The sequence below is a fragment of the Pseudomonas sp. NPDC090233 genome (genome assembly GCF_044772285.1).
Lineage (GTDB): Bacteria > Pseudomonadota > Gammaproteobacteria > Pseudomonadales > Pseudomonadaceae > Aquipseudomonas.
Map to the genome: position 1 here is coordinate 356,678 of NZ_JBIVYQ010000001.1, position 22,726 is coordinate 379,403.

Annotated in this window: 21 protein-coding genes and 1 pseudogene; 8 read left to right on the forward strand and 14 right to left on the reverse strand. The window is 63.0% G+C overall.

The genetic code is table 11. The annotated features are described in order from the left end of the window. The first annotated feature begins 33 nt into the window (after window positions 1–33). Window positions 34–1,380 carry a dimethylsulfonioproprionate lyase DddP gene (gene dddP / locus ACIQUF_RS01910; RefSeq protein WP_403127575.1) on the forward strand — a complete coding sequence of 449 codons (1,347 nt, stop codon included), beginning with the start codon at window positions 34–36 and terminating at the stop codon, window positions 1,378–1,380. A 32-nt stretch (window positions 1,381–1,412) separates the two neighbouring features. On the opposite strand, the gene ACIQUF_RS01915 is transcribed toward dddP, so the two are convergent. The 3 genes from ACIQUF_RS01915 to lpxO all read right to left on the reverse strand — a co-directional run bounded on the left by ACIQUF_RS01915 (window position 1,413) and on the right by lpxO (window position 3,376). Continuing rightward, window positions 1,413–1,982 (reverse strand): GNAT family N-acetyltransferase, encoded by a 570-nt coding sequence (locus tag ACIQUF_RS01915; RefSeq protein WP_403127578.1) that lies wholly within the window; start codon window positions 1,980–1,982, stop codon window positions 1,413–1,415. A 78-nt stretch (window positions 1,983–2,060) separates the two neighbouring features. Further along, complete coding sequence (locus ACIQUF_RS01920) at window positions 2,061–2,405, reverse strand: carboxymuconolactone decarboxylase family protein (protein WP_400658582.1); 345 nt, start codon at window positions 2,403–2,405, stop codon at window positions 2,061–2,063. Window positions 2,406–2,476: 71 nt separating this feature from the next. After that, window positions 2,477–3,376: a lipid A hydroxylase LpxO gene (gene lpxO, locus ACIQUF_RS01925; protein ID WP_403127582.1), complete on the reverse strand. Its 900-nt coding sequence runs from the start codon at window positions 3,374–3,376 to the stop codon at window positions 2,477–2,479. A 157-nt stretch (window positions 3,377–3,533) separates the two neighbouring features. On the opposite strand from lpxO, the gene thpR reads away from it, so the two are divergent. Continuing rightward, window positions 3,534–4,079, forward strand: coding sequence for an RNA 2',3'-cyclic phosphodiesterase (gene thpR / locus ACIQUF_RS01930; protein WP_403127585.1), 546 nt, complete (start codon window positions 3,534–3,536; stop codon window positions 4,077–4,079). Here the strand turns inward: thpR and ACIQUF_RS01935 are convergent. After that, window positions 4,015–4,656 (reverse strand): NAD(P)H-dependent oxidoreductase, encoded by a 642-nt coding sequence (locus tag ACIQUF_RS01935; protein ID WP_403127588.1) that lies wholly within the window; start codon window positions 4,654–4,656, stop codon window positions 4,015–4,017. The genes thpR and ACIQUF_RS01935 overlap by 65 nt on opposite strands. Window positions 4,657–4,749: 93 nt before the next feature. On the opposite strand from ACIQUF_RS01935, the gene ACIQUF_RS01940 reads away from it, so the two are divergent. Further along, the gene (locus ACIQUF_RS01940) at window positions 4,750–5,346 is read left to right on the forward strand and encodes a TetR/AcrR family transcriptional regulator (protein ID WP_403127598.1); all 597 of its coding nucleotides are present in this window, start codon (window positions 4,750–4,752) and stop codon (window positions 5,344–5,346) included. A 117-nt stretch (window positions 5,347–5,463) separates the two neighbouring features. Here ACIQUF_RS01940 and ACIQUF_RS01945 read toward each other — a convergent pair whose 3' ends face one another. Further along, window positions 5,464–6,369 (reverse strand): AraC family transcriptional regulator N-terminal domain-containing protein, encoded by a 906-nt coding sequence (locus tag ACIQUF_RS01945; protein WP_403128864.1) that lies wholly within the window; start codon window positions 6,367–6,369, stop codon window positions 5,464–5,466. 180 nt (window positions 6,370–6,549) lie between these two features. Between ACIQUF_RS01945 and calA the strand changes: the two genes are divergently transcribed. After that, window positions 6,550–7,602, forward strand: a complete 1,053-nt coding sequence (gene calA, locus ACIQUF_RS01950) for a vanillin reductase (protein ID WP_403127600.1) — start codon at window positions 6,550–6,552, stop codon at window positions 7,600–7,602. 165 nt (window positions 7,603–7,767) lie between these two features. Further along, on the forward strand, window positions 7,768–8,967 hold the full coding sequence (locus tag ACIQUF_RS01955) for a sugar transporter (protein ID WP_403127604.1): 1,200 nt from the start codon (window positions 7,768–7,770) through the stop codon (window positions 8,965–8,967). A gap of 54 nt (window positions 8,968–9,021) precedes the next feature. On the opposite strand, the gene ACIQUF_RS01960 is transcribed toward ACIQUF_RS01955, so the two are convergent. The 3 genes from ACIQUF_RS01960 to ACIQUF_RS01970 are packed head-to-tail and all read right to left on the reverse strand — an operon-like array spanning window position 9,022 to window position 11,445. Beyond that, window positions 9,022–9,606, reverse strand: coding sequence for a LysE family translocator (locus tag ACIQUF_RS01960; protein WP_403127609.1), 585 nt, complete (start codon window positions 9,604–9,606; stop codon window positions 9,022–9,024). Window positions 9,607–9,656: 50 nt separating this feature from the next. Beyond that, complete coding sequence (locus ACIQUF_RS01965; RefSeq protein ID WP_403127612.1) at window positions 9,657–10,487, reverse strand: AraC family ligand binding domain-containing protein; 831 nt, start codon at window positions 10,485–10,487, stop codon at window positions 9,657–9,659. Between the two features lie 58 nt (window positions 10,488–10,545). After that, complete coding sequence (locus ACIQUF_RS01970; RefSeq protein ID WP_403127633.1) at window positions 10,546–11,445, reverse strand: LysR substrate-binding domain-containing protein; 900 nt, start codon at window positions 11,443–11,445, stop codon at window positions 10,546–10,548. Between the two features lie 104 nt (window positions 11,446–11,549). Between ACIQUF_RS01970 and nfsB the strand changes: the two genes are divergently transcribed. Next, on the forward strand, window positions 11,550–12,203 hold the full coding sequence (gene nfsB / locus ACIQUF_RS01975; RefSeq protein ID WP_403127644.1) for an oxygen-insensitive NAD(P)H nitroreductase: 654 nt from the start codon (window positions 11,550–11,552) through the stop codon (window positions 12,201–12,203). A gap of 24 nt (window positions 12,204–12,227) precedes the next feature. On the opposite strand, the gene ACIQUF_RS01980 is transcribed toward nfsB, so the two are convergent. Together ACIQUF_RS01980 and ACIQUF_RS01985 are read right to left on the reverse strand one after the other, a co-directional pair. Continuing rightward, window positions 12,228–13,382 carry a cysteine desulfurase family protein gene (locus tag ACIQUF_RS01980; protein WP_403127647.1) on the reverse strand — a complete coding sequence of 385 codons (1,155 nt, stop codon included), beginning with the start codon at window positions 13,380–13,382 and terminating at the stop codon, window positions 12,228–12,230. A 156-nt stretch (window positions 13,383–13,538) separates the two neighbouring features. Beyond that, a complete protein-coding gene (locus tag ACIQUF_RS01985) occupies window positions 13,539–14,465 on the reverse strand; it encodes a LysR family transcriptional regulator (protein WP_403127657.1) in 927 nt (308 codons plus the stop codon). Between the two features lie 139 nt (window positions 14,466–14,604). Here ACIQUF_RS01985 and ACIQUF_RS01990 point away from each other — a divergent pair, with 139 nt between their 5' ends. Next, window positions 14,605–15,834 (forward strand): acyl-CoA dehydrogenase, encoded by a 1,230-nt coding sequence (locus ACIQUF_RS01990; protein ID WP_403127660.1) that lies wholly within the window; start codon window positions 14,605–14,607, stop codon window positions 15,832–15,834. Between the two features lie 48 nt (window positions 15,835–15,882). Here the strand turns inward: ACIQUF_RS01990 and ACIQUF_RS01995 are convergent, their stop codons facing one another. The 3 genes from ACIQUF_RS01995 to ACIQUF_RS02005 form a co-directional block, all read right to left on the reverse strand. After that, window positions 15,883–17,238, reverse strand: a complete 1,356-nt coding sequence (locus ACIQUF_RS01995) for an SPFH domain-containing protein (protein WP_403127662.1) — start codon at window positions 17,236–17,238, stop codon at window positions 15,883–15,885. A 95-nt stretch (window positions 17,239–17,333) separates the two neighbouring features. Next, entirely contained in the window at window positions 17,334–18,371 is a 1,038-nt protein-coding gene (locus tag ACIQUF_RS02000) for a TerC family protein (protein ID WP_403127665.1), read from the reverse strand. Between the two features lie 160 nt (window positions 18,372–18,531). Next, a complete protein-coding gene (locus ACIQUF_RS02005) occupies window positions 18,532–19,839 on the reverse strand; it encodes a substrate-binding domain-containing protein (RefSeq protein WP_403127668.1) in 1,308 nt (435 codons plus the stop codon). A 396-nt stretch (window positions 19,840–20,235) separates the two neighbouring features. Between ACIQUF_RS02005 and ACIQUF_RS02010 the strand changes: the two are divergent. Beyond that, window positions 20,236–20,520 (forward strand): annotated as a pseudogene (locus ACIQUF_RS02010) (hypothetical protein). Window positions 20,521–20,763: 243 nt separating this feature from the next. Here ACIQUF_RS02010 and mrdA read toward each other — a convergent pair. Then, on the reverse strand, window positions 20,764–22,656 hold the full coding sequence (gene mrdA / locus ACIQUF_RS02015; protein ID WP_403127670.1) for a penicillin-binding protein 2: 1,893 nt from the start codon (window positions 22,654–22,656) through the stop codon (window positions 20,764–20,766). Between the last annotated feature and the right edge of the window lie 70 nt (window positions 22,657–22,726).

Sequence of the window (22,726 nt, forward strand, 5' to 3'; positions counted from 1 at the left end):
CCCCAATAATAAAACCAGGGAAAACCGCCAGCCATGATGACCTCGCCGTTCTCGATTCCCGCCCATGCCCGCCGCATCGACCCGGCCCGTCAGCGCGCCGCCGCGCTCAAGGCCGATGGTTCGGTCGACGACAACGACCGTACCGAAATCGGCCCCACGCCGCTGGCCTTCGCCGAATGGGCCGCACTCGGCCTGCCGGCACCGCACCTGCCAAGCATGCGTGAGTACCGCCTGCAGCGCATCCGCGAACAGCTGATCGCCCGAGACCTTGGCGGCATCCTGCTATTCGACCCGCTGAACATCCGTTACGCCACCGACACCACCAACATGCAGCTGTGGACCACCCACAACCCGGCCCGCGCCTGCTTCGTCGCCGCCAGCGGCCATGTGGTGCTGTGGGACTTCCACGGCTGCGACCACCTGTCCGCGCACCTGCCGCTGGTGAGCGAATTGCGCAGTGGCGCTTCGTTCTTCTACTTTGAGACCGGTGACCGTACCGACGAGCATGCCAGGCGTTTCTGTGCTGAGGTCGATCAGCTGCTGCGCACTCATGCCGGCGACAACCGCCGCCTGGCCGTCGACCGCATCGAGGTCGCCGGGTTGCGGGCGCTCGATGCGCTGGGCGTGCAGGTGCACAACGGCCAGGAGGTCACTGAATTCGCCCGCCTGATCAAAGGCCCTGACGAAATACTCGCCATGCGCTGCGCGGTAGCGTCGTGTGAAGCCTCGATCGCCGAAATGCGCCAGGCCATGCGTGCGGGCGCCACCGAGAACGACGTCTGGGCCGCACTGCATTCCGGCAATATCCGCCGCGGTGGCGAGTGGATTGAAACGCGTATTCTCAGTTCCGGTCCGCGCACCAATCCGTGGTTTCAGGAATCCGGTCCGCGCGTGCTCAGCGACGGCGACCTGCTGTCGTTCGATACCGATTTGATTGGCGTTTATGGCTTCTGCGTGGACATGTCACGCAGCTGGATCTGCGGGGGCCTGGAACCTACAGCGGAGCAGAAGCGGTTGTATCGCATCGCCCATGAGCACATCCATCACAACGCCGAAATGGTCAAACCTGGCGTGCGCTTCACCGAGCTCACCCGCAATGGCCATCGCTTGCCGGAAAGCTGCCGGGCGCAGCGCTATGGTGTGATGTTCCATGGGGTAGGGCTGTGCGATGAATACCCCTGCATCCGTTACCCCGAAGACCTTGAGTCCTATGGCTACGAAGGCGAACTGCAGCCGGGGATGGCGTTGTGCGTCGAGGCCTATGTGGGCGAGGTCGGCGGGCGCGATGGCATCAAGCTGGAGAACCAGTTGCTGGTGACCGAGAACGGGTACGAGTTGTTGACCCATTACCCGTTCGAGGACAGCTTCCTGGGCAATTAGGGTTGTTGCACAGCCGCTGTGTGGTTATAGCCCTAACGCCCGCGCCGCCGCGATACCCGTGCCTCGATGTTCTTGCGGCCAATCAGCAGTGGTGGTTTTTCCACCACCGGCTCGTCCGCCAGCCACTTGTACATCACCAGGCAGTCCACCAGACCCAGGCGCGCGTGGCGGTAAGCCTTGGGCAAGCGGCCCACGGTCTCGAAGCCCAGTTTGTGCCACAGCGCCACAGCCACTTCATTGCTGGCCACCACCGAATTGAACTGCAGCGCCAGAAAGCCTTCCTGGCGTGCAAGTTTCTGCGAATGCTCGCACATCAGCCTGGCCACGCCACGGCCACGGGCGGCCTCGGCCACCATGTAGCCGCAATTGCCCACATGGGCGCCGGGGCCTGCTGCGTTGGCTTTGAGGTAATAAGCGCCCAGCAATGCGCCATCGTCCTCGGCCACCAGCGTGCGCAGCGGCAGCTCCAGCCACAGCTGGCGCGCCTGTTCGAAGCTCAGGGCGGGGTCGTAGGCGTAGGTTTCACGGGCCTGGACAATGGCCTGAAAGGTCGGCCAGAAACGCTCGAAGTCGTCGGGCGTCATGGGGCGGATGTGGATCATGGCGGTACCTGCTATGGCTAGGCCGCCAAGTCTGGGTGGCGCGGCGCCGTCGCGCAAGGGCAACGACGCCGCTTGGGCTCAGCCGTTGGCCTTGCCGACCGCGTCCATGGCGCGGGCCGAGTAGACCAGCGCGGCACCGGCGTTCATCGCCACGGCCACGCCCAGGGCTTCGGCGATTTCCTCACGGGTGGCGCCTTGTTTGACCGCCTGCTGCGAATGCACGGCGATGCAGCCGTCGCAGCGGGTGGTGACGGCCACGGCCAGGGAAATCAGTTCGCGGGTCTTGGCGTCCAGGTGGTTGGTCTTGGCACCGGCACCGCTGGCGGTCATGTAACCGGCCACGGTGTCGGGGGACAACTGCTTGAGATCACCGATGCCGGCCATTAGCTGCTTACGGTAGGCGTCCCAGTCCATCATGCTCATCGTCTTCACCTTGATAGGTTGTGCGTCAGGAGCTTTCAGGCTAGTCGAATCTGCGAAGTACGCCTTGACACTCAGATATAGATGAACACCAGCACCAGCGCCGCCACCACCAACCATTTCTCCAGGTAGTAACGCATGCGGTTGCGCTTCTTCAGTGCCTTGCCACGTTCCCGAATCGTGTAAATGCGGGTGAACAGGCGGTTGATCCCGCCGGTCTTGTCGTTGGCATTGTTCGGCGCGGCCGCCGCAGCCATCACGTTGCGGCTAAACCAGCGGTTGAACGCGGTGGCCCAGCGGTACTTCAGCGGGCGCTCGATGTCGCAGAAGAGGATGATGCGGTTGTGCTCGGTGGTGTTGGCAGCGTAGTGGATGTAGGTTTCATCGAATACCACGGCCTCACCGTCACGCCAGGAATACTTCTCGCCATCCACATCGATGTAGCAGCCATCGTCGTTCGGCGTGTCCAGGCCCAGGTGGTAGCGGTAGGAGCCAGCATACGGATCGCGGTGACGCACCAGCTTGGCACCTGGCGGCAGTGTGGCGAACATCGCCGCCTTGACCGTACCGATACCCTGCAGCAGTTCGGTGGTGCGCGGGCACAGGTTCATCGCAGACGGGTGGCTTTCGCCGTACCACTTCAGGTAGAAGCGCTTCCACCCTGTCTTGAAGAACGAGTTGAAGCCGACGTCGTCGTAGTTATCGGACTTTTTGATTTCGCCCACATGCAGCAGCTGCTGGGCTTCCTCGCGGATCTCCTGCCAGTGGTCCTTCAGCGGCTGCAGCTCGGGGAAGGCTTCGACCGGCAGGTAGGGCTTGGCCGGGTGTCGGGAGAACAGGTAGAGGAAGCTGTTGACCGGAGCCAGGAAGCTGGAGTGGTCACCTAGCTGACGGGTCAGCTTGTGACGTACCCGACCGCGCAGGTGAACATAGGCGATCGAGAGGGCGAAGATCAGTACGAGTGCTATTTTCATGGACGATTACTTGTCGAAAAATGGCCATGCGCCATGGCATAAGCCCGCCAGCATAAACAATCGTCGGGGTAGTTTGTACATATTGTTACGTGAATACCGGGCGACTTAGGTGTAATGGCCTACAGACCGCGCAAACGTTTCAGGTTCAGGAGTGCCCATGGTTCAGGATATTCGCCCGAGTGGCGCCCCCTTCAAACGGCTGTTTTTCGCCTTGCCCGTGGGCGATGCCCAACGCCGCGCGATTTCCCAGTGGCGGCGGGGCCTTGAGTTGCGCAGTGGTAAACCGGTGCCCAGCGAGAATTTCCACCTGACCTTGCTGTTTCTTGGTGATGTGGAGACTGCGCAGGTACCGGCGATCTGCGCAGCGGTGGACAACCTGCTCCGGCCCGAAACGCCGTTGCGCTTGCTGCTTGACCAACTGAAGGTTTGGCCGCGTGCCAGCGCACTGGTGCTGGAGCCGCAGGAGACGCCGGCGGCGCTACGCCAGTTGGTCTATGGGCTGCAGCAGGCCATGTTGCCCATGGGCTTTGCCGAGCAAGGGCGTGAATACAGGCCGCACCTGACCTTGTCACGAGACTTTCGCGGTCAGGCACCGGAAGCGAGCGTGGCGCCGGACTTTATCGTCAATGCCCGGCATCTTACGCTCTATGAATCGCGCAAGGGCCGATACTGGCCGCTGGCGCAGTGGCCGTTGTCGGGCTGAGGTTAAACATTCGTTCGCCCACTCGACGGGCGGCCGGAAGCAACGACGACGCGGCAGGACCTTCGCTGTCTTCAAGCAAGGTGGAGCTGAGTACTTCGGCGCCGCAGTAGTCGAAGATGCCATGCTCGATCTGCACGCGCATGGCCTCGCCATAGCCGTGGCGTGCAAAGGTACCGGCATCGGCGCCGGCGATGCCGACCAGGTGCACCTTCATGCCGCGCAGTTTCTTGACCGTCTTGCCACCTTCATAATCGAAAGCCCAGCCATTGCTGAACACACGCTCGACCCAACCTTTGAGCAACGCCGGCAGCGACCACCAGTAGATCGGATAGACCAGCACCAGCGCATCGGCGCGTTCGATGCGCGCCTGCTCGCGCAGCACATCGGCCGGTGGCGCAGCGAGGCGGCGGTGCACGGCATGGTCGGCGACGCTGAAGCGCGGGTCGAAGCCTTCGCTGGCCAGGTCGGCGATTTCACTGGTGTGGCCGGCACTTGCCAAGCCTTCTGCAAGTTGCCCGGCGAGGGCGTGGGTGAGGGAAAGTGGGTCATGGTGACCGACGACGATCAAGGCGTGCATGGTGATTCTCCTAAGGGAAGGATGCGTTGATGCCTTGAGCGCTATATACTCAAGGTAAGTTACGGTTAGTAAGTTACTTTTGGTAGGTAATCGATGTCAAGCGATCAACCAGATCAACCCCGCAAGCGACTTTCCCGTGAGCAACGCCGCCGCCAGCTACTCGATGTGGCCTGGCAACTGGTGCGTGAAGAGGGCACCGAAGCCTTGAGCCTCGGGCGCCTGGCCGAGCAGGCCGGGGTTACAAAACCGGTGGTGTACGACCATTTCGAGACGCGCACCGGGTTGCTGGCGGCGCTTTATCAGGATTACGACGCGCGCCAGTCGCTCATGCTCGAGCAGGCCCTGGGACGTTGTGAGGCGACGTTGGCCAGCCGTGCCAGGGTGATTGCCGAGGCCTATGTGGACTGTGTGATGACGCAGGGGCGGGAGATGCCAGGGGTGTCGGCTGCGTTGGCCGGTTCGCCGGAATTGGAGGCGATCAAGCGTGATTACGAGCAGCCGTTTCTCGACAAGTGCCGGGCGGCTTTGGGCGGTTTCGCGCCGAGCGGGGATATTGGCGCAGCGGGGATGCGCCTGTTGGTGGGGGCGGCTGATGCGTTGTCGCAGGCGGCGGCTGCGGGGGAGCTGGAGGCGGGAGAGGCCAAGGATGAGTTGCAGGCTGCAATCGTTGCCATGGTCGGGCGGCAGTGATTGGGGCCGTTTTGCGGCCCATTCGCGGGGCAAGCCCGCTCCCACAAGAAATGATTTGACGCAAAACCTGTGGGAGCGGGCTTGCCCCGCGATTGGGCTGCGCAGCAGCCCCAGCAATCACACAGGCAAACTCTGGTACGGCAACTCATCCCCAGGACTGCGGGCAAACTGGCGTTTGTACTCGCGGCTGAACTGCGAAGTGCTCTGGTAGCCCACCCGGTGCGCCGCCTGCGCCACGCCAAGCCCTTCGCCAATCAGCATCTGTTGCGCCTTGAGCAAGCGCAGGCGCTTGAGGTATTGCATCGGCGCCATGTCGGTACAACGTTTGAAGTGTTCGTGGAAGGTCGACACGCTCATGTTGGCGCACGCGGCCAATGTCTCCACGTTCAGCGGTTCGGTGTAGTGCTCGCGCAGGTGGGCGAGGGCGGCGCCGATGCGGGCGAAATGCCCCTGCTGTTCGACCAGCGCCCGCAATACGCCGGCCTGCGGGCCGCGCAGCGCGGTATATAGAACCTCGCGAACTCGCGCAGGGCCCAACACCTTGGCGTCGACTGGGTCCTGCAGGCAATGCAGCAGGCGTTCTACTGCATCGCGCATCGGGCCATCGAGCGCCGCCGAGGTCATCGATTGCGGCGTCTGCGCCTGAACTCCTGCGTCGGGTGCCAACCCCATGTTCTGCACCAGCTCACCGAGCACGCCACGGTCGATGTCCACTGCCACGCCCAGTAGCGGTTCATCGGGCGTGGCGAAGGTCTCGCACATGAACGGCACCGACAGTGCCTGCACCAGGTAATGCCCGGCACCGTACTCCAGGGTCCGCGGCCCCAGGCGCGCAAGCTTGCTGCCCTGGGCCAGGATCATCAGGCTCGGTTCGTAGATTTGCGGGCTGCTGGCCACGTAGTGATCCCAGCTCAATACCTGCACCTGGGGCAGGTGCGTGGGGACGAAGCCTGGGCGGGTGGCCAGGCTGCGGATCAGCGTGCACAGCGGGGCGTTGGCGTCGACGTGGCGGGTCAGTTGCATGATGAACCAGGGCAGAGAATCAGACAGTCGCATCATCGCAGATTGGCAATCCAGCGCTAGATGGAGCAGTGAAGGTCCGGAGGATCAGGCATGCATACCGGAGAATCTGCCGTGGGCACGGCAGGCACGCGCGCGCAGAATGCGCCGCCTGAATCGTTTCACTTATTCAAGAGGTCCCGCATGTACACCGCCATCGGTTACGCCGCCCAAACCCCCACCAGCCCGCTGGCCCCCATGACTTTCGAGCGCCGCAGCCCGCGCCCGGATGATGTCGCCATCGAGATCCTCTACTGCGGCGTATGCCACTCCGACATCCACCAGGCCCGCAACGAGTGGGGCATTGCCGTGTACCCGCTGATGCCTGGCCACGAGATCATCGGCCGTGTCACGGCGGTGGGCGACAAGGTTTCGGCGCACAAGGTCGGCGACCTGGTCGGTGTCGGTTGCATGGTCGATTCCTGCCGCCACTGCGAAGCCTGCGCCAAGGACCTGGAGCAGTACTGCCTGGAAGGCCCGACCATGACCTATGCCACCCCTGACCGGGTCGACGGCAGCAACACAATGGGTGGTTATTCCAGCAGCATCGTGGTCAGCGAACACTTCGTGGTGCGCATCCCGGCCGGCATGGACCTGCCCAGCGCAGCACCCATCCTCTGCGCGGGCATTACCACCTACTCGCCACTCAAGCACCATGGCGTCGGCCCCGGCCACAAGATCGGCATCCTCGGCATGGGCGGCCTGGGCCACATGGGCATCAAGTTGGCCAAGGCGCTGGGCGCCGAGGTGACCTTGTTCACCCGCTCCCAGGCCAAGGCCGAAGAAGCTCGCCGCCAGGGCGCTGACCACGTGATCGTGTCCACCGATGCCGAGCAGATGCGCGCGGCCGCCGGCCACTTCGACTTCTTGCTCGACACCATTCCGGTGCAGCACGACCTCAATCCGTACCTGGAAACGCTGAAGTTCGATGGCGTGCACATTCTGGTGGGCCTGATCGAGCCGATCGACCCGGCCGTGCACGCCGCCAACCTGGTGATGAAGCGCCGGGTGCTGGCCGGTTCGTTGATCGGCGGCATCGCCGAGACCCAGGAAGTGCTGGACTTCTGCGCCGAGCACGACATCCGCTGCGACATCGAGATGCTCGATATCCGCAACATCAACCAGGCCTACGAGCGCATGATCGCCGGAGATGTGAAGTACCGCTTCGTGATCGACATGGCCACGCTGCAAGGTTGATCGCTGGCTGCGCTGACGTAGCAGGCATCGTGGCTTGTGAGGCGGGATGTGGACGCGTACCATGCCGGCATTCCCTCCAATAACAAACCCGTGCCTCAGCGCGGCCGCTACTTGGCCCCTGACGCGCGTCCTTTCGCCTTGCCTGCGGAGAACAGACAACCACCCATGAACGGACCCATCCCCACCGACCTGCCGCCGGCTACGGGCGGCGGCAGCTGGCTGAGCGTGATCGCTTTAGCCCTGGCGGCCTTCATCTTCAACACCACGGAGTTCGTGCCGGTGGCGCTGCTCAGCGACATTGGCAGCAGCTTCGACATGACCACCGCGCAGGTCGGCCTGATGCTGACCATCTATGCCTGGGTGGTGGCACTGGCTTCGCTGCCGATGATGCTGCTGACGCGTAACATCGAGCGGCGGCGCCTGCTGTTGTTCGTGTTCCTGGTGTTCATTGTCAGCCACCTGCTGTCGTGGTTGTCGCAGAGCTTTGCCATGCTGCTGGTGAGCCGTATCGGTATCGCCCTGTCGCATGCCGTGTTCTGGGCCATCACCGCCTCGCTGGCGGTACGCGTGGCGCCGCCGGGCCAGCAGGCCAAGGCGCTGGGTTTGCTGGCGACCGGTACTACCCTGGCGATGGTCCTGGGCATCCCGCTGGGCCGGGTGGTGGGCGAGGCACTGGGTTGGCGCGTGACCTTCCTCAGCATTGCCGGGGTGGCGTTGGCCACCATGCTGTGCCTGATGAAGTCGCTGCCGCTGCTGCCCAGTCAGAACTCAGGCTCGCTGCGCAGCCTGCCGATCCTGTTCAAGCGCCCGGCGCTGGTGATCACCTATGTACTGGTAACGCTGGTAATCACCGCGCAGTTCACCGCCTACAGCTACATCGAGCCGTTCGCCCTGCATGTGGCGCAGATCGGTGGCGAACGCACCACGCTGTTGCTGCTGCTGTTTGGCGGCGCCGGTGTGTTCGGTTCGCTGCTGTTCAGCCGTTACAGCGACCGCTTCCCGCATGGTTTCCTGGTTGGCTCGATCGGCCTGCTGGCGGCTTGCTTGCTGTTGCTGCTGCCGCTGTCGGGTAATTTCTACCTGTTCGCCGCGTTGAGCATGTTCTGGGGCGTTGCGATCCTCAGCTTCAGCCTGTCGCTGCAGTCCAAGACCCTGAAGCTGGCCTCCGATGCCACGGACGTGGCCATGGCGCTGTTCTCAGGGATCTACAACATCGGCATCGGTGGCGGAGCGCTGCTGGGCAGTATCGTCAGCAGCCAGATGGGTGTGGCCGATATCGGTATGGTTGGCGGGAGCGTGGCGGTGGTCGGTTTGTTGCTTGCGGTGGCCAGTACACGACGATTTCGAGAAGCGCTTAGTCATTGATTGACCCTGCGCCCCATCGCCGGCTTGCCGGCGATGGGGCCGGTCAAACCCACATCAACCTAGCAGCGCCGCCCAGGCCGACACCAGTAACAACCCCGCCAAGCCCCGGTTGAACCACAGCAACCGCCCTGGCGCCTGCAGCCAGCGCGCACTGCCCACCCCCAGCAGCGCCCAGGCCGCCATGCAGGGCAGGGCGATCAGCAGAAACACCAGCGCCAACTGCCATACTGGCAGCTGGGGTGCGGCAAACACGCCAATCACCGCCACCGCCATCATCCACACTTTCGGGTTCACCACCTGCAACGACGCTGCACTGAGCGCACCAAATGGTCTGGCTGCGCTGACATCCAATGGCTGCCCTGCGCTGCGCAGGATGCGCCATGCCAGCCAGCTCAGCCACAGCACTCCGGTCCAGCTCATCAACTGCTGGGCAAGTGGGTGACGCAGCAGCAACTCACCCAGCCCCAACCCCACCAGCAGCACGACCGCCGCCGCTGCGCCACATCCCGCCAGGATCGGCGCCAGGCAGGCGCGCATGCCGTTGCGTGCACCGTGGCCAAGGATCAACAGGTTGGTCGGCCCCGGGCTGATGCTGGCGACCAGGGCGAAGAGAATGAAGGGCAACAATGCGTGTGACATGCTGAATGGCTCCGATTGAACAGAGCACCATGCTCAAGCATCGCCGCGTGTCAGTCTGGAAGGTTTGTGCAGCGGCGCCGATAGTCCGCCGGCGTCAGCTGGTAGGCACGGCGGAACCAGCGCCCCAGGTGGCTCTGGTCGGCAAAGCCCAAAGCCATGGCCACCTCGGTCGGTGTCTGGCCCTGGGCAAGCAGGCGACGTGCACGGGCCAGGCGCAGCTGGATCAGATAGGCGTGCGGCGCCAGGCCGAAGGCGGCCTTGAATGCCCGGGTCAGGCGGAAACGGTCGATGCCGCAGGCGTGCGCCAGGTCATCAAGGCCGATGTCCTGGTCCAGATGGGCATGCAGGTAATCGCGCGCGCGCTGCGCGGTCAGTGGCAGGCGCGGGTCGGGATTTAGTCGTTTGCGCCAGAGCAGGTGGCCGGTCAGGCAACTGAGCAGGTCGTCGGTCGCGGTTTGCCGGACGATGCGCAGTTCTTCGCCATGCACGGCCTGGAACGCCCGCGCGGTGGCGCCGACCAGGCGCGGGTCATGGCACAGCGGGTCGGCAATGCTCGGCAGGCTGTCGCTGGGTGCCTGCTCGAACAGCTCGCGCAATTCGGCCTCCAACCAGGATGGCTCCAGGTACAGCGTGGAATAGGTGAAGCCTTCTTCGGTCGGCGCGTGGCCGTTGTGAATGTCACCGGGTTCGAGCAGGAAAACATACCCAGGCGTGCTGCGGTGACGCACCCGGCGGCAATCGAACTGCTGTACGCCCTGTTCGGTGTAGCCGACCAGAAAACTGTCGTGCCAGTGTGGGTCGTAGGCGTGGCCGACGAAATGCGCGCGGACCGACTCGATGCCGGTGTCGGCGTCTTGCTTGAGGTCGATCCAGTTGGGCATGGCGAGGTAGCTACAGATGGGCAGGGCAGTTCACCTTACCCCAGACGCACTCGCCGGTTTAGAACATTTGTGCAGGCTGCAGCGCCGCAAAGCGCTCGCGCAGGCACAGGTGAAGCTGCGTCACGGCAGGCGACAGCTGTTTGCGATGCGGGCATACCAGGGTCACCGGGGTGGCCTCGCCCTGGTGCTCCGGCAGCAGCACTTCGAGCTCGCCGGCAGCGATGTTGGCGCTGACATCCAGCCACGACTTGTAGACGATGCCTTCGCCCTCCAGCGCCCAGCGTCGCACCACGTCGGCATCGTCGCTGACCAACGGCCCGCGCACCTGCACGGTGCGGTTGCCAAGCTGCCATTTGTCGTACACCCGGTTGTGCTGTAGGTACAGCAGGCAGTCGTGTTGCTGCAGCTCTTCGGGGCTGCGCGGGCGGCCGTGCCGGGCCAGGTAGCTGGGGGACGCCACCAGCACCCGCCGGTTCCAGGGCGCCAGAGGTAAGGCAATGTAATTGGCGTCCTGGTTCAGGCCATAGCGGATGGCAACGTCCACCGGGTCGCGGCTGAAGTCGGCCATCTGATCAGAAAGAAAGAAGCGCAGGTTCAGCGCGGGGTGCTGACGACGAAATGCGCTCAGCCAAGGCAGCAGCAGGTTGCGGCCGATGTCCGAGGGCGCCGACACCTGCAGCACCCCGCGCAAGGTGCTGTGGCTGCCGTGCAACTGATCATGCCCCTGGCGCAAGGTCGCCAATACGTGCTGGGCGGTGGGCAGGTACAGCTCGCCTTCGGCGGTCAGGCGCAAACTGCGGGTAGTGCGAGCGAACAGGCGCACGTCGAGTTCGCGTTCCAGGCGCTTGATCGCAGCAGCCACCTGCCCCGGTAGCAGGTCGGCCTCGTGGGCGGCGGCGGTGAAACTGCCCAAAGCGCTGCTGCGTACGAAGAGTTCCAAGTCAGTGATGCGCAGCATTTTCACTCCAACGATGAAAGTGTTGCTGCATTTTGCCGGTTTTTCTTGTTTGCAGGAAAGATACTATGCACCCCACATCCCGTTCCGCCTATTGGAGTTGCAGCATGGATACCGTTTCCCTGGCCAAGCGCCGTTACACCACCAAGGCTTACGATGCCGCCCGCAAAATCCCCCAGGCCACCATCGATGCCTTGCTTGAGCAGTTGCGCCACAGCCCGTCCTCGGTCAACTCGCAGCCGTGGCATTTTGTCGTTGCCGATAGCGCTGAAGGTAAGGCGCGCCTGGCCAAGAGTACGGCCGAGGGCTACGCCTACAACACGCCGAAGATTCTCGATGCCTCCCATGTGATCGTGTTTTGCACCCGCACCGAGATGAGCGAAGCGCACCTGGACGCCGTGCTCGATCAGGAGGCGGCAGATGGACGTTTCCGCGATGATCAGGCCCGTGCGGGGCAGAATCAAACTCGTCGTCACTATGTGAACCTGCACCGCTTCGACCAGAAAGACCTGCAACACTGGATGGAGAAGCAAACCTACCTGGCCCTGGGCACCGCGCTGCTCGGCGCCGCAGCCCATGGCCTGGACGCTACGCCGATCGAGGGTTTTGACAGCAAGATCATGGACGCCGAGCTGGGCCTGCGCGAGCAGGGTTACAGCAGTGTGGTGGTGCTGTGCCTGGGTTACCGCAGCGAGGCGGACTTCAATGCCGGGCTGAACAAGTCGCGCTTGCCAGCTTCAAAGGTGTTTACCTTCCTTTAAGCAAGCTGCAGCCTGTGACGGTTTTCACCACAGCGCGACCGATGCCGCCGCCACCGCTCGGCCAAACACCTCGATCGCCTCGGCAACCTCGGCTTCGCTGGTAAACCGTCCAATACTCACCCGCAAGCTCTTGCGCGCCCGTTGCTCATTCAGTCCCAAGGCCAGCAGCACATGCGAGGCCGCGTTGCTTGCCGAGTTACACGCCGAGGTGGTCGACAACGCAAGCTCCGTGGCCAACGCCGCGCTGTTGAAGCCTGGGGCGTCGATGCACAGGTTCAGGGTGTGCGGGATGCGCTGAGTGGCGCAGCCGTTCAGGCTCACGCCGGGCAGCGCCAACAGCCCTTCGCGCAAGTGCCCGGCGAGTTGCTCGATGCGCCGGTGTTCGCTATCACCGGGCTGGCCGGCGAGGGCGAAGGCGCTGCCCATGCCTACGATCTGATGGGTCGGCAATGTTCCGGAACGCAGCCCGCGTTCATGCCCGCCACCGTGGATCTGCGCGCGCATCAGCTCGCGGGCGCGCGCGCCGACGTACAGCGCGCCGATGCCTTTGGGCCCATACACCTTGTGTGCCGAGAACGACATCAGGTCGACCGCCATGGCCCGCAAGTCGATGGCCAGCTTGCCCACTGCCTGCGCCGCATCCACGTGCAACAGGGCACCATGGGCGCGCACGCGATCACCGATGGCGGCGAAATCGGTGACAGTGCCGAGCTCGTTGTTGACCGCCATCAATGACACCAGGCGGGTATCCCGGCGCAAAGCGGCCTGAACATCGTACGGCTGAATCAGGCCATTGGCGTCCGGCGCCAGGCGGGTGACCGCCCAGCCTTGGCGCTCCAGTTCGTTGACGGTGTCGAGCACGGCTTTGTGCTCCAACTGGCTGGTGATCAGGTGGCCCGGCTGACCGAGGCCCTGGGCGATGCCTTTGAGTGCGAGGTTGTTGGATTCGGTAGCGCCCGAGGTCCACACGATGTCATCGGCGCTCGCGCCGACACGCTCGGCCACTTGCTGACGGGCCTGTTCGACGGCCTCGCGGGCGCTCTGGCCGTAGGCGTGGCCAGACGAGGCGGGGTTGCCGAAGTTAACCTGGCGCCCGAGGCAGGTGAGCATGGTTTCGATGACTCGGTCATCGACCGGTGTGGTGGCGGCGTAGTCGAAATAGAGCGGGGCGCTATGCATGCTGGCGGGTCCTGGGATGTCACCGTGGGTTCGGCGATCGATGCAGCAAGCGTAACCGTGCGGGCGAAGAAGATTTTCGCCCTTTTATTCAAATTCACCCGGCTAATCCGGTAAAACTTTCTCGATCTAATACGTTGAGTGGGAAATTTTTCTGAACTAAGCCGACTCCAGCGCACGTTCTTCTTCCGCCACCACCCGTTCGCACAACTCGATGATCTGCTCGCGCATCCAGCGGTTGGCAGGGTCCTGATCGGTGCTCTCGTGCCAATAGAGATGCGTTTCAAGCGGCGGCACGTCCACCGGCAATGGGTGGTAGCGCAGTTGATGGCGACGGGCGAAGCGTTCCGGCACGGTCATCGCCATGTCGGTCTGCTGCAGCACTTGCGAGGCCATGAGGTAATGCTGCGATCGCAGCGCGACCTTGCGTTGCACACCCATCTTGCCCAGCGCCAGGTCGACGTAGCCCAAGCCGTTGCGGCGGCTGGAGATATGGATATGGGTCATGCCAAGGTAGCTGTCGAGGGTCAGTTTGGCCTCGGCCAGCGGATGACCCTGGCGTAGGGCGCAAACGTAGCGGTCCTGCATCAGCTTGACGTGACGCACCTGCGGGTCGGTGTTCAGCGGCGCGTCGACGGCAAAGTCCAGGCGGCCGGCGGCCAGTTCTTTGGTGGTCTCGCGGCGCTTGCACAGGAAGCTCTCGATCAGCACTGCCGGTGCCAGGCGGCGCAGGCGCTGGAACAGCGGCGGCAGGATGACCGCTTCGGTGAGGTCGGTCATGCTGATGCGAAAGGTCTTGTTGGCCTGCTGCGGGTTGAAGATGCGGCTTTCCTGCACCGAGGTCCGCAGCAGCGCCAGGGCGTTGCGCACCGGGCCGATGATGTTCTGCGCCATGGGCGTGGGCACCATGCCCTGGGCGGTGCGCACGAACAGTGGGTCATTGAAGGTTTCGCGCAAGCGCGACAGCGCGTTGGACACTGCAGGCTGAGTAATGCCGACGATCTGCCCGGCACGGGTCAGGTTGGCTTCGGTGTAGATCGCATCGAAGACGATGAACAGGTTGAGATCGACCTTGCTGAGGTTCATGCGCGCCGCTCTTTGTTGGAATTATTGCCCGATCATATATCGGTTATGAATGTTTATACACGCGGAAAATAGACTAGGTAGATTGAGGCGCGCTGCTCTAGGCTCTGCCCATGTACTTCGAACCGTGAAGGTAGCCCCGATGGATTTCGCCTATTCGCCCAAGGTCCAGGCACTGCGCGAGCGCGTCACCGCGTTCATGGATGCCCATGTCTATCCCGCCGAACCGGTGTTCGAGCGCCAGGTTGCCGAGGGCGACCGTTGGCAGCCCACCGCGATCATGGAAGAGCTCAAGGCCAAGGCCCGCGCCGAGGGCCTGTGGAATCTCTTCCTGCCGGAGTCGGAATACGGCGCCGGCCTGACCAACCTTGAATACGCGCCATTGGCCGAAATCATGGGCCGTTCGCTGCTGGGGCCAGAGCCGTTCAACTGCTCGGCGCCGGACACCGGCAACATGGAGGTGCTGGTGCGCTACGGCAGCGAGGCGCAGAAGCGCCAGTGGCTGGAGCCGTTGCTGCGGGGCGAGATCCGCTCGGCGTTCGCTATGACCGAACCGGACGTGGCCTCTTCGGACGCCACCAACATGGCCGCCACCGCCGTGCGTGACGGTGACGAGTGGGTAATCAACGGCCGCAAATGGTGGACCTCCGGCGCCTGCGACCCGCGTTGCAAGGTGATGATCTTCATGGGCCTTTCAGACCCGCAAGGCCCGCGCCACCAGCAGCACTCGATGGTGCTGGTGCCGACCGATGCGCCGGGGGTGAAGATCGTCCGGCCGTTGCCGGTGTTCGGCTACGACGACGCCCCGCATGGTCATGCCGAGGTGCTGTTCGAGAACGTGCGTGTGCCCTACGAAAACGTGATCCTCGGCGAAGGCCGCGGCTTCGAGATCGCCCAGGGGCGACTTGGACCAGGGCGCATCCACCACTGCATGCGTTCGGTGGGCATGGCTGAACGGGCGCTGGAATTGATGTGCAAACGCTCTGTCGAGCGCACTGCCTTCGGTAAGCCGTTGGCGCGCCTGGGCGGGAACGTCGACAAGATCGCCGACTCGCGCATGGAAATCGACATGGCCCGGCTGCTGACCCTGAAGGCCGCCTACATGATGGACACGGTGGGTAACAAGGTTGCGCGCAGCGAGATTGCACAGATCAAGGTCGTCGCGCCGAACGTGGCTCTGAAGGTGATCGACCGGGCCATTCAGATACACGGCGGGGCAGGGGTGAGCGGCGATTTCCCGCTGGCGTACATGTACGCCATGCAGCGCACCCTGCGGTTGGCCGACGGGCCGGATGAGGTGCACCGCGCTGCGATTGGCAAGTATGAAATCGGCAAGTATGTGCCGGTGGAGATGTTGCGTAGTTCCAGATGAAACGGATGGCCTTCTTGATGGTGTCGCGTCTAGAAGGCCATCAACAATTCACTGCGCCTTGAGGTCCACCAACAGATCCTTGGCTGCCTTGGTTGCCAGAACGCCCATGAGTCTACTCATTTCGTCCTGGCGTCCGATGCCGGTTTCTGCCCCACCACCCATCATCACGCTGGGTACAGGGGCGCGGGCCGCCGCCTCAGCCCAAGCGCGATTGATCTTCACTAGCGCATCGAGCTTGTTTTGCAGGGCACCGTCGGCCTTGATCGAAACTTCACGGGCGTGGGCTTCGGCGTCGGCAGTAATGCGGGTAGCTTCGGCATTGACCCGAGCCTTGTCACGCAGTAGCTCGGCGGTCTGTTTATCGATTTCGGCTCGCCGTTTTTCTCGCTCCGCATTGATCAAGGTCAGTTGCTTTTCCGTCTCGGCGGCAGTAGTACGTTCGATCTGCTGGCGCAAGCTTTCCTGGCGTTTGGCTTCGACATCCTTGGCGCCTCGGGCTGAGACAAGCTGCTTTTCTTCTTCTTCCTTCAGCCTATTCTGCCGGGCCACCGCCAGCTCCGCCAACGCCTGTTGCACCCGAACCATCCTTTGCTGATATTGCGGATTGGGGTCGATATGAGTCACCCGCGCATCAACGACTTCAACACCGAACAAACGGAATTGTTGCTGTTTACGCAACTCCTGGCCATTTTTGTCGAGCTTCTTCTCGATGATGAAGCGGGTGGCAGAGTTATCGCCGAAACTTCCCTGTTCCGTGCCAGCCTGAAGGATGGCCGTCTGTGCTGGAAAGTTATCGCGCTGCACGCGGGTTTCCTTGCGGCTGGTCAGGTACAGGCCATTGCGCAGCTGGTTCTCGAATTCGGCGCCGAAGTGGCTGCGGTTACCGGCGTAGTAATCATCGGCGCTCATCAACGACGCAGTGGCCTGCAGCGTTTCCTTGACTGCCGGCAGCAGTGCGCGTTGCAGGAAGTTGTCCGGCGTGCGGTATTCCTGGGCGATCTTCAGGAAGTCGTCACCCGACGGCAGGCGAAACTGAGTACTGAATTCCGCTTTAGCGTCGACATTGCCGAGAAATACGATCGGCAGGTTTTCCAACGTTATCGAAGGATGGCCTTTTCGGGCCTCGTCCTGGCCGTCGATCTGCAGGGACGACTGCACACCGATAGTGCGGCGCCAAACGGTGCTGCGGCCAAACCATTGGGTGGCATAACCTACATCCTCGACAACTTTCTCTTCGCCGAAGATTGTTCGCACGTGGGTCATCTGGCCTGCTTCGTTGTAGAACATGACCTGGTTGAACAATGCTGCGACGCCGCCTATGAGGAGTACTGGGATGGCAACTGCGGCGACAAACTTGGGGTTGATGCGTCGTTGGGTGAGATCGGGTATCGGGAGCTTTTGCATGGGAATTCCTTGTCCGAGGAAAGCGCATGCTGGTTGAGGAGCCGGGGTTTGAATAGCCAGCGGAGTCGACTGATTTTGTAGGAGTTTTCGGCAATTTACTTACCGCTCGCCTGTTTGCTGTTGGGAGCCTCATCCACATGCCCCTCTTCTGCCGATGGCTTTTCTCCCCGCGTCTTGATCAGAGACACCACCACCCCACCCAGCAACAACCCGAACGTAACCCCCAGCGACAGCAACGCCGGCACTTTGCCTACCATGCCGTGGTAGAAGATCTTGCACCCAATGAAGATGAGCACCAGCGCCAACGCATACTTGAGATACACAAACCGGTGCATCAACGCCGACAAGGCAAAGTACAGCGAGCGCAGCCCCAGAATGGCAAAGATGTTCGACGTATAAACAATGAACGGATCCTGCGTGATGGCAAAGATCGCCGGCACGCTATCGACCGCAAACACCAGGTCAGCCAGTTCGATCAACACAAGCGCCAGGAATAGCGGCGTGGCGTAACGCAAGGCTTTGCTCTCGCCCGGCGGAGTCAGGCGAACGAAAAAGTGCGACCCATGAATCTGGTCGGTCACACGCATGTGCCGCCTGACGAATTTCAGCACCGGATTGTTCGCCAGATCCACATGGCTGTCTTCCTTCGACAGGGCCATCTTCACTCCGGTAAACAGCAGGAATGCGCCAAAGATGTACAACACCCATTCGAAGTTCTGCACCAGTGTCGCACCCACGCCGATCATGATCGCGCGCAGGAACACCACGCCGAGGATGCCCCAGAACAGCACGCGGTGCTGGTAGCGGCGGGGGATGGCGAAGAAGCCGAAAATCATCGCCATGACGAACACGTTGTCCATCGACAACGACTGCTCGACCAGGAACCCCGTGTAGAACTCCAGCGCCGATTGTGCGCCCAGCTCGTACCAGACCCACGCCCCGAACAGCACGCCCACGCTGAAATAGCCTGAGTAAAGCAGCAGGCTTTCGCGCATTTCGATTTCACGGTCCTGGCGATGGAGTACGCCAAGGTCGAGGACCAGCAAGCCGATGACGATGGCCATGAACACCAGCCACAACCAGGTGCTGGTGCCGAGGAATGGTTGGGTGAGGAATGCGTGTAGAGCCGTCATGAGCCCCTCCTTGATTGTCGACGTTGCATGGCAACAGTGATCCGACATGGCGGCGCGGTCGCCGTCAGAGGGGCCCGGTATCACATGGGCTTGAGCCTAGACCTGTTTGCGGGTGATGCCGAATGGTGAGCTGTTACATTTCTTTGCCGGGAGACGCGGATCAGTAAACCCACACTTCCACCCGCCGGTTACGCAACCGCCCTTGCTCCAGATCGTTGCCCGCAACCGGCAGTTCATCGCCCATGCCCGTCACTTCCAATACTTCAACCCCATCGCGGGCCAGCTCACGGCGCACAGCTTGGGCCCTTAAGCGCGAGAGCAGGGCGGCGCGCCCTGGCGTTTCCTTGGGATCGCCAAAGCCCACCAGCACCGCCTTGCTCTGCAGTTTGCCTGCCTGACGCAGATAGTCTGCGACCCGCTGCACATCGCGCAACGCTTTGTTGTCGAGGCTGGCGCTGCCTTCCTGGAAGCGGAAGTTGACGCTCAGGCGCTGCGCCTGCTGTGCCAGGTTGCGGTAGCGCGGTGGCATGTCGGCCTGGGCCGGCACGGACAGCGATTTGACCTGCTGAGAAACGAACCCCTGCTCGGCGACGATGGCCTGGCCAGCCGGGCTTTGGGCAAACTCGGCCAGTGCCCTGGCCTGGGGTTTGGCGTTGGCGGGAAGGTAGAAATACAGCCGGCGTGACAGCGGGTAGTCCTCGCTGGCCACCAGCGAACGGTCCGGTAGCATGGCCGGTGCATCGCCTTCTGCAATCGCCAGTACCTTGGCTCCGTGCACGGCGGCCAGGCTGCTGAAACCGATGGCCTGGCGATCGGCGCTGACGCGTTCGGCCAGGGTGTCGCTGGATTCGTAGCGCAGGGCGCGGTCGGCCAATTCGCCATGGTGCGGTTCGAGCACCAGCGCCTTGAACGTTTCGAAGGTGCCGGAGCGATCATCGCGGGCATACAGATGGATCGCGCCACCTGCCACACCCAGTTGCTCCCAGCGTTCGATCTGCCCGGAGAAGATCTGCGCCAGTTGCGCGGTGGTGAGCTGCGGCAAAGGGTTGTCGGGGTGGACGATCACCGCCACGCCATCAAGGCCGATGACCTGCTCGGCACTGGCTGCCCGCAGGTCACCCAGCGCCTTGAGCTGGCGCGCTTCGGCATCGCTGATGGGGCGGGAGGCGGCGGCCAGGTCGGCCTCGCCACGGCCCAACGCGGCAAAACCGGTGCTCGACCCGTGCGCCGCAATGTCGATGCGCAGCGCCTGGCCATCCGTACCACGGGCGTTGATCACGGTTTCATTCGCCACTGCCCCTGGTAGCTGTTCGATGGCCGTTGCCTGCTGTGCCCACAACTGGCCCTGCACCAGGGCCGGCAACAGGGCGGCGCCGATGGTGTTGGAGCCTTGCACGCGCAGGTGCACCGGCTCGGCCACGGCCGTCAGGGGGAGCAGGGGAAGCAGCAAGAGCAGCAGGCGGAGCATGCCGGGCGACCTTTGGCATAGAGTTGCCCGGCAGATTACGACGGTAGCGTGACCGAAATATGACGGTCAGATGGTGAATCCTACTCCGGATTCAGATGCTTCCTACAAGATCGGGGTGGTGGTATCAGGGCGCGGGAAATACCCTACGTGACCTATCGACAGGCGTCTGATTGTTCCGGGAAACGCCACCCACTAGGCTTTCCGGGTCGCTGAGGGTTCAGCGATCGGGTGTGGAAACCCGAACAATCTTCAAGATGTCTGCCGTTATGGCAGCTGTGCGCGGGAGGCCGTGAGGCCTACCGGGGTTCCTTGAAGACCGGTTTTCCACCCCGCGTACAGTTGCCGCCCTTCGTGTGGAAACGGCGGTGGCAGCTCCTTAATCTTCAAGGAATTGCTATGAAAAAAATCGTCCCCGATCCACCTCATTCCTTTGAACTGCCTCCCGGCAAATCCCTCTCCCGCGCCATCGGCGAAAAGATCGTGCCGATGGAAAACGTTCTGCTCAATGTCTCCCACTACCTGATGTTCGCTTACAGCGACAGTCGTCGTGCCCTTGAGCGTATCGAGGATGAAGAAGCGCGTTAGTTGTTGATGCATGGCCTGCGGGCGATGCAGATTGCTTGGGGGCAGGCGGATGCGCTGGCATTGGCAGTGGAGCGCACGGGTCCGCATTCACATTAGTGAGACAAGATCCCCGTGGGAGCAACTGTCTTGCTCAAACTTAAAAAGTTGCGCGATAGGTAGCCCGTGCCATGCACCGCGGTGCCTGCTTCGCGGATGAATCCGCTCCTACCAGCGCAATGCCTCAGGCGGCATGCAATCCCTGTGGGAGCGGCTTTAGCCGCGATCACCGGCGAAGCCGGTGCCCTCCACCGCGTTGCCTGCTTCGCGGCTGAAGCTCCCACCTCGGATGTTGTACAGGCCCTAACTATGCGGAACGGGCTTTGCCTGCGCGCCACCGGCATACTCCGGTTTCAGGTGCCCTTGCTCATCCAGCAAGTAAGCATCCATCACCTCACGCACCACGGGCCCTGCCACCCGGCCACCGGCCTCGCCGTTCTCGATCATCACCGCCACCACCACGCTGGGGTGGTCGGCGGGGGCGAAGCCGACGAACAGGGCGTTGTCGCGGTGGCGCTCCAGGGTCTTGTTGCGGTTGTAGCGCTCGCCTTGCTTGATCGCCACCACCTGCGCCGTGCCGCTCTTGCCGGCGATGCGGTATTGAGCACCAGCGGCGGCGGCGCGGGCGATGCCGCGTGGGTCGTGCATGACCATCTGCATGCCCTGGCTGACCTGGTCCCAGGCGTGGCGGTCGTGCAGCACGATGTCGGGCATGGGGTTGGGGTCGACCGGGGTTTCGCCGCCCACGCTCATGGCCAGGTGCGGGCGGTGCCACACGCCTTTACTGGCCAGCAGGCTGGTGGCTTGGGCCAGCTGCAGCGGGGTGACCTGCATGTAGCCCTGGCCGATGCCGAGGATCAGCGTTTCGCCGGGGAACCACGCCTGGCGGCGGGTGGCGCGTTTCCACTGGGCCGACGGCATCAACCCTGCGGCCTCTTCGTTCATGTCCAGCGAGACCTTCTGGCCGAGGCCGAATTCGGCCATGTAGTCGTGCAGGCGGTCGATGCCGAGCTTGTGCGCCAGGTCGTAGAAGTAGGTGTCGTTGGAGCGCATGATGGCGGTGTACATGTCTACCCAGCCATCGCCGCTGCGGTTCCAGTTGCGGTACTTGTGGTCGTAGTTGGGCAGCTCGTAGTAACCGGGGTCGAACACCCGGTTGCCGGGGGTGATCACGCCGCTGTCGAGGCCGGCGATGGCCACTTCCGGCTTGACTGTCGAACCCGGTGCATACAGCCCGCGCAGCACGCGGTTGAACAGCGGCCGGTCGATCGAGTCGCGCAGGGCGGCGTACTGCTTGAAGCTGATGCCTTTGACGAACAGGTTGGGGTCGAAGCTGGGGTTGCTGACCATCGCCAGCACGTCGCCGTTGGCCGGGTCGAGCACCACCACCGAACCCCGGCGGTCACCCAGGGCCTTCTCGGCGGCCACTTGCAGGTGGCTGTCGATGCTGAGGATGATGTCCTTGCCGGGGATCGGTGCCTGGTGGTTGAGCACGCGCATCACCCGGCCCTGGGCGTTGGTCTCGACTTCTTCGTAGCCCACATGGCCGTGCAGCTGGGCTTCGTAGAAGTGTTCGATGCCGGTCTTGCCGACCGACTGGGTGCCGCGGTATTCGGTGCTGTCGAGGGTTTTGGCTTCTTTTTCGTTGATGCGCCCGACATAGCCGACCGAGTGGGCGAAGTGTTCGGCCAGGGGGTATTCGCGGATGAACTGCGGCTCGACGTCCAGGCCGGGCAGGCGGAACTGGTTGACCGCCACCAGGGCGATCTGCTCCTCGTTCAGGCCGACCATCAGGGTCACCGGCTCGAACGGCTTGCGGCCTCGGCGCAGGTCCTTGTCGAACTGCTTGCGGTCGTCTTCGCCCAGGTTCAGCACCTGTGCCAGGGTGTCGAGCACCTTGGCCGAGTCTCCGGCGCGCTCGCGGGTCATGGTCAGGTCGAAGCTGGGCTTGTTGTCGGCCAGCACCACGCCGTTACGGTCGTAGATCAGCCCGCGCTCGGGGGCGATGGGCAGTACGTGCACGCGGTTGTTTTCCGACACCGCCGTCTGCTGGTCGTGTTGCAGCACCTGCAGCACGTAGAGTCGGCCGACCAGGACGGCGACTAGGCTGAACACCAGGGCAGCGCAGGCCAGCAGCCGGCGGTTGACCAGGGTCTTTTCCTTTTCGTGGTCCTTGAGGGGGATCGGTTGGGGCATGGGCAGTGGTGTGTCGGCTTAGGATTCGAATCACCGGCACGCCGGTTCTCTTGAAACTGTGGGAGCGGCT

What these genes read in the sequence shown, in the direction of transcription:
- dddP (WP_403127575.1), top strand. Translation starts at nt 34, where the DNA reads ATGATGACCTCGCCGTTCTCGATTCCCGCCCATGCCCGCCGCATCGAC.
- ACIQUF_RS01915 (WP_403127578.1), bottom strand. Translation starts at nt 1,982, where the DNA reads ATGATCCACATCCGCCCCATGACGCCCGACGACTTCGAGCGTTTCTGG.
- ACIQUF_RS01920 (WP_400658582.1), bottom strand. Translation starts at nt 2,405, where the DNA reads ATGAGCATGATGGACTGGGACGCCTACCGTAAGCAGCTAATGGCCGGC.
- lpxO (WP_403127582.1), bottom strand. Translation starts at nt 3,376, where the DNA reads ATGAAAATAGCACTCGTACTGATCTTCGCCCTCTCGATCGCCTATGTT.
- thpR (WP_403127585.1), top strand. Translation starts at nt 3,534, where the DNA reads ATGGTTCAGGATATTCGCCCGAGTGGCGCCCCCTTCAAACGGCTGTTT.
- ACIQUF_RS01935 (WP_403127588.1), bottom strand. Translation starts at nt 4,656, where the DNA reads ATGCACGCCTTGATCGTCGTCGGTCACCATGACCCACTTTCCCTCACC.
- ACIQUF_RS01940 (WP_403127598.1), top strand. Translation starts at nt 4,750, where the DNA reads ATGTCAAGCGATCAACCAGATCAACCCCGCAAGCGACTTTCCCGTGAG.
- ACIQUF_RS01945 (WP_403128864.1), bottom strand. Translation starts at nt 6,369, where the DNA reads ATGCAACTGACCCGCCACGTCGACGCCAACGCCCCGCTGTGCACGCTG.
- calA (WP_403127600.1), top strand. Translation starts at nt 6,550, where the DNA reads ATGTACACCGCCATCGGTTACGCCGCCCAAACCCCCACCAGCCCGCTG.
- ACIQUF_RS01955 (WP_403127604.1), top strand. Translation starts at nt 7,768, where the DNA reads ATGAACGGACCCATCCCCACCGACCTGCCGCCGGCTACGGGCGGCGGC.
- ACIQUF_RS01960 (WP_403127609.1), bottom strand. Translation starts at nt 9,606, where the DNA reads ATGTCACACGCATTGTTGCCCTTCATTCTCTTCGCCCTGGTCGCCAGC.
- ACIQUF_RS01965 (WP_403127612.1), bottom strand. Translation starts at nt 10,487, where the DNA reads ATGCCCAACTGGATCGACCTCAAGCAAGACGCCGACACCGGCATCGAG.
- ACIQUF_RS01970 (WP_403127633.1), bottom strand. Translation starts at nt 11,445, where the DNA reads ATGCTGCGCATCACTGACTTGGAACTCTTCGTACGCAGCAGCGCTTTG.
- nfsB (WP_403127644.1), top strand. Translation starts at nt 11,550, where the DNA reads ATGGATACCGTTTCCCTGGCCAAGCGCCGTTACACCACCAAGGCTTAC.
- ACIQUF_RS01980 (WP_403127647.1), bottom strand. Translation starts at nt 13,382, where the DNA reads ATGCATAGCGCCCCGCTCTATTTCGACTACGCCGCCACCACACCGGTC.
- ACIQUF_RS01985 (WP_403127657.1), bottom strand. Translation starts at nt 14,465, where the DNA reads ATGAACCTCAGCAAGGTCGATCTCAACCTGTTCATCGTCTTCGATGCG.
- ACIQUF_RS01990 (WP_403127660.1), top strand. Translation starts at nt 14,605, where the DNA reads ATGGATTTCGCCTATTCGCCCAAGGTCCAGGCACTGCGCGAGCGCGTC.
- ACIQUF_RS01995 (WP_403127662.1), bottom strand. Translation starts at nt 17,238, where the DNA reads ATGCAAAAGCTCCCGATACCCGATCTCACCCAACGACGCATCAACCCC.
- ACIQUF_RS02000 (WP_403127665.1), bottom strand. Translation starts at nt 18,371, where the DNA reads ATGACGGCTCTACACGCATTCCTCACCCAACCATTCCTCGGCACCAGC.
- ACIQUF_RS02005 (WP_403127668.1), bottom strand. Translation starts at nt 19,839, where the DNA reads ATGCTCCGCCTGCTGCTCTTGCTGCTTCCCCTGCTCCCCCTGACGGCC.
- mrdA (WP_403127670.1), bottom strand. Translation starts at nt 22,656, where the DNA reads ATGCCCCAACCGATCCCCCTCAAGGACCACGAAAAGGAAAAGACCCTG.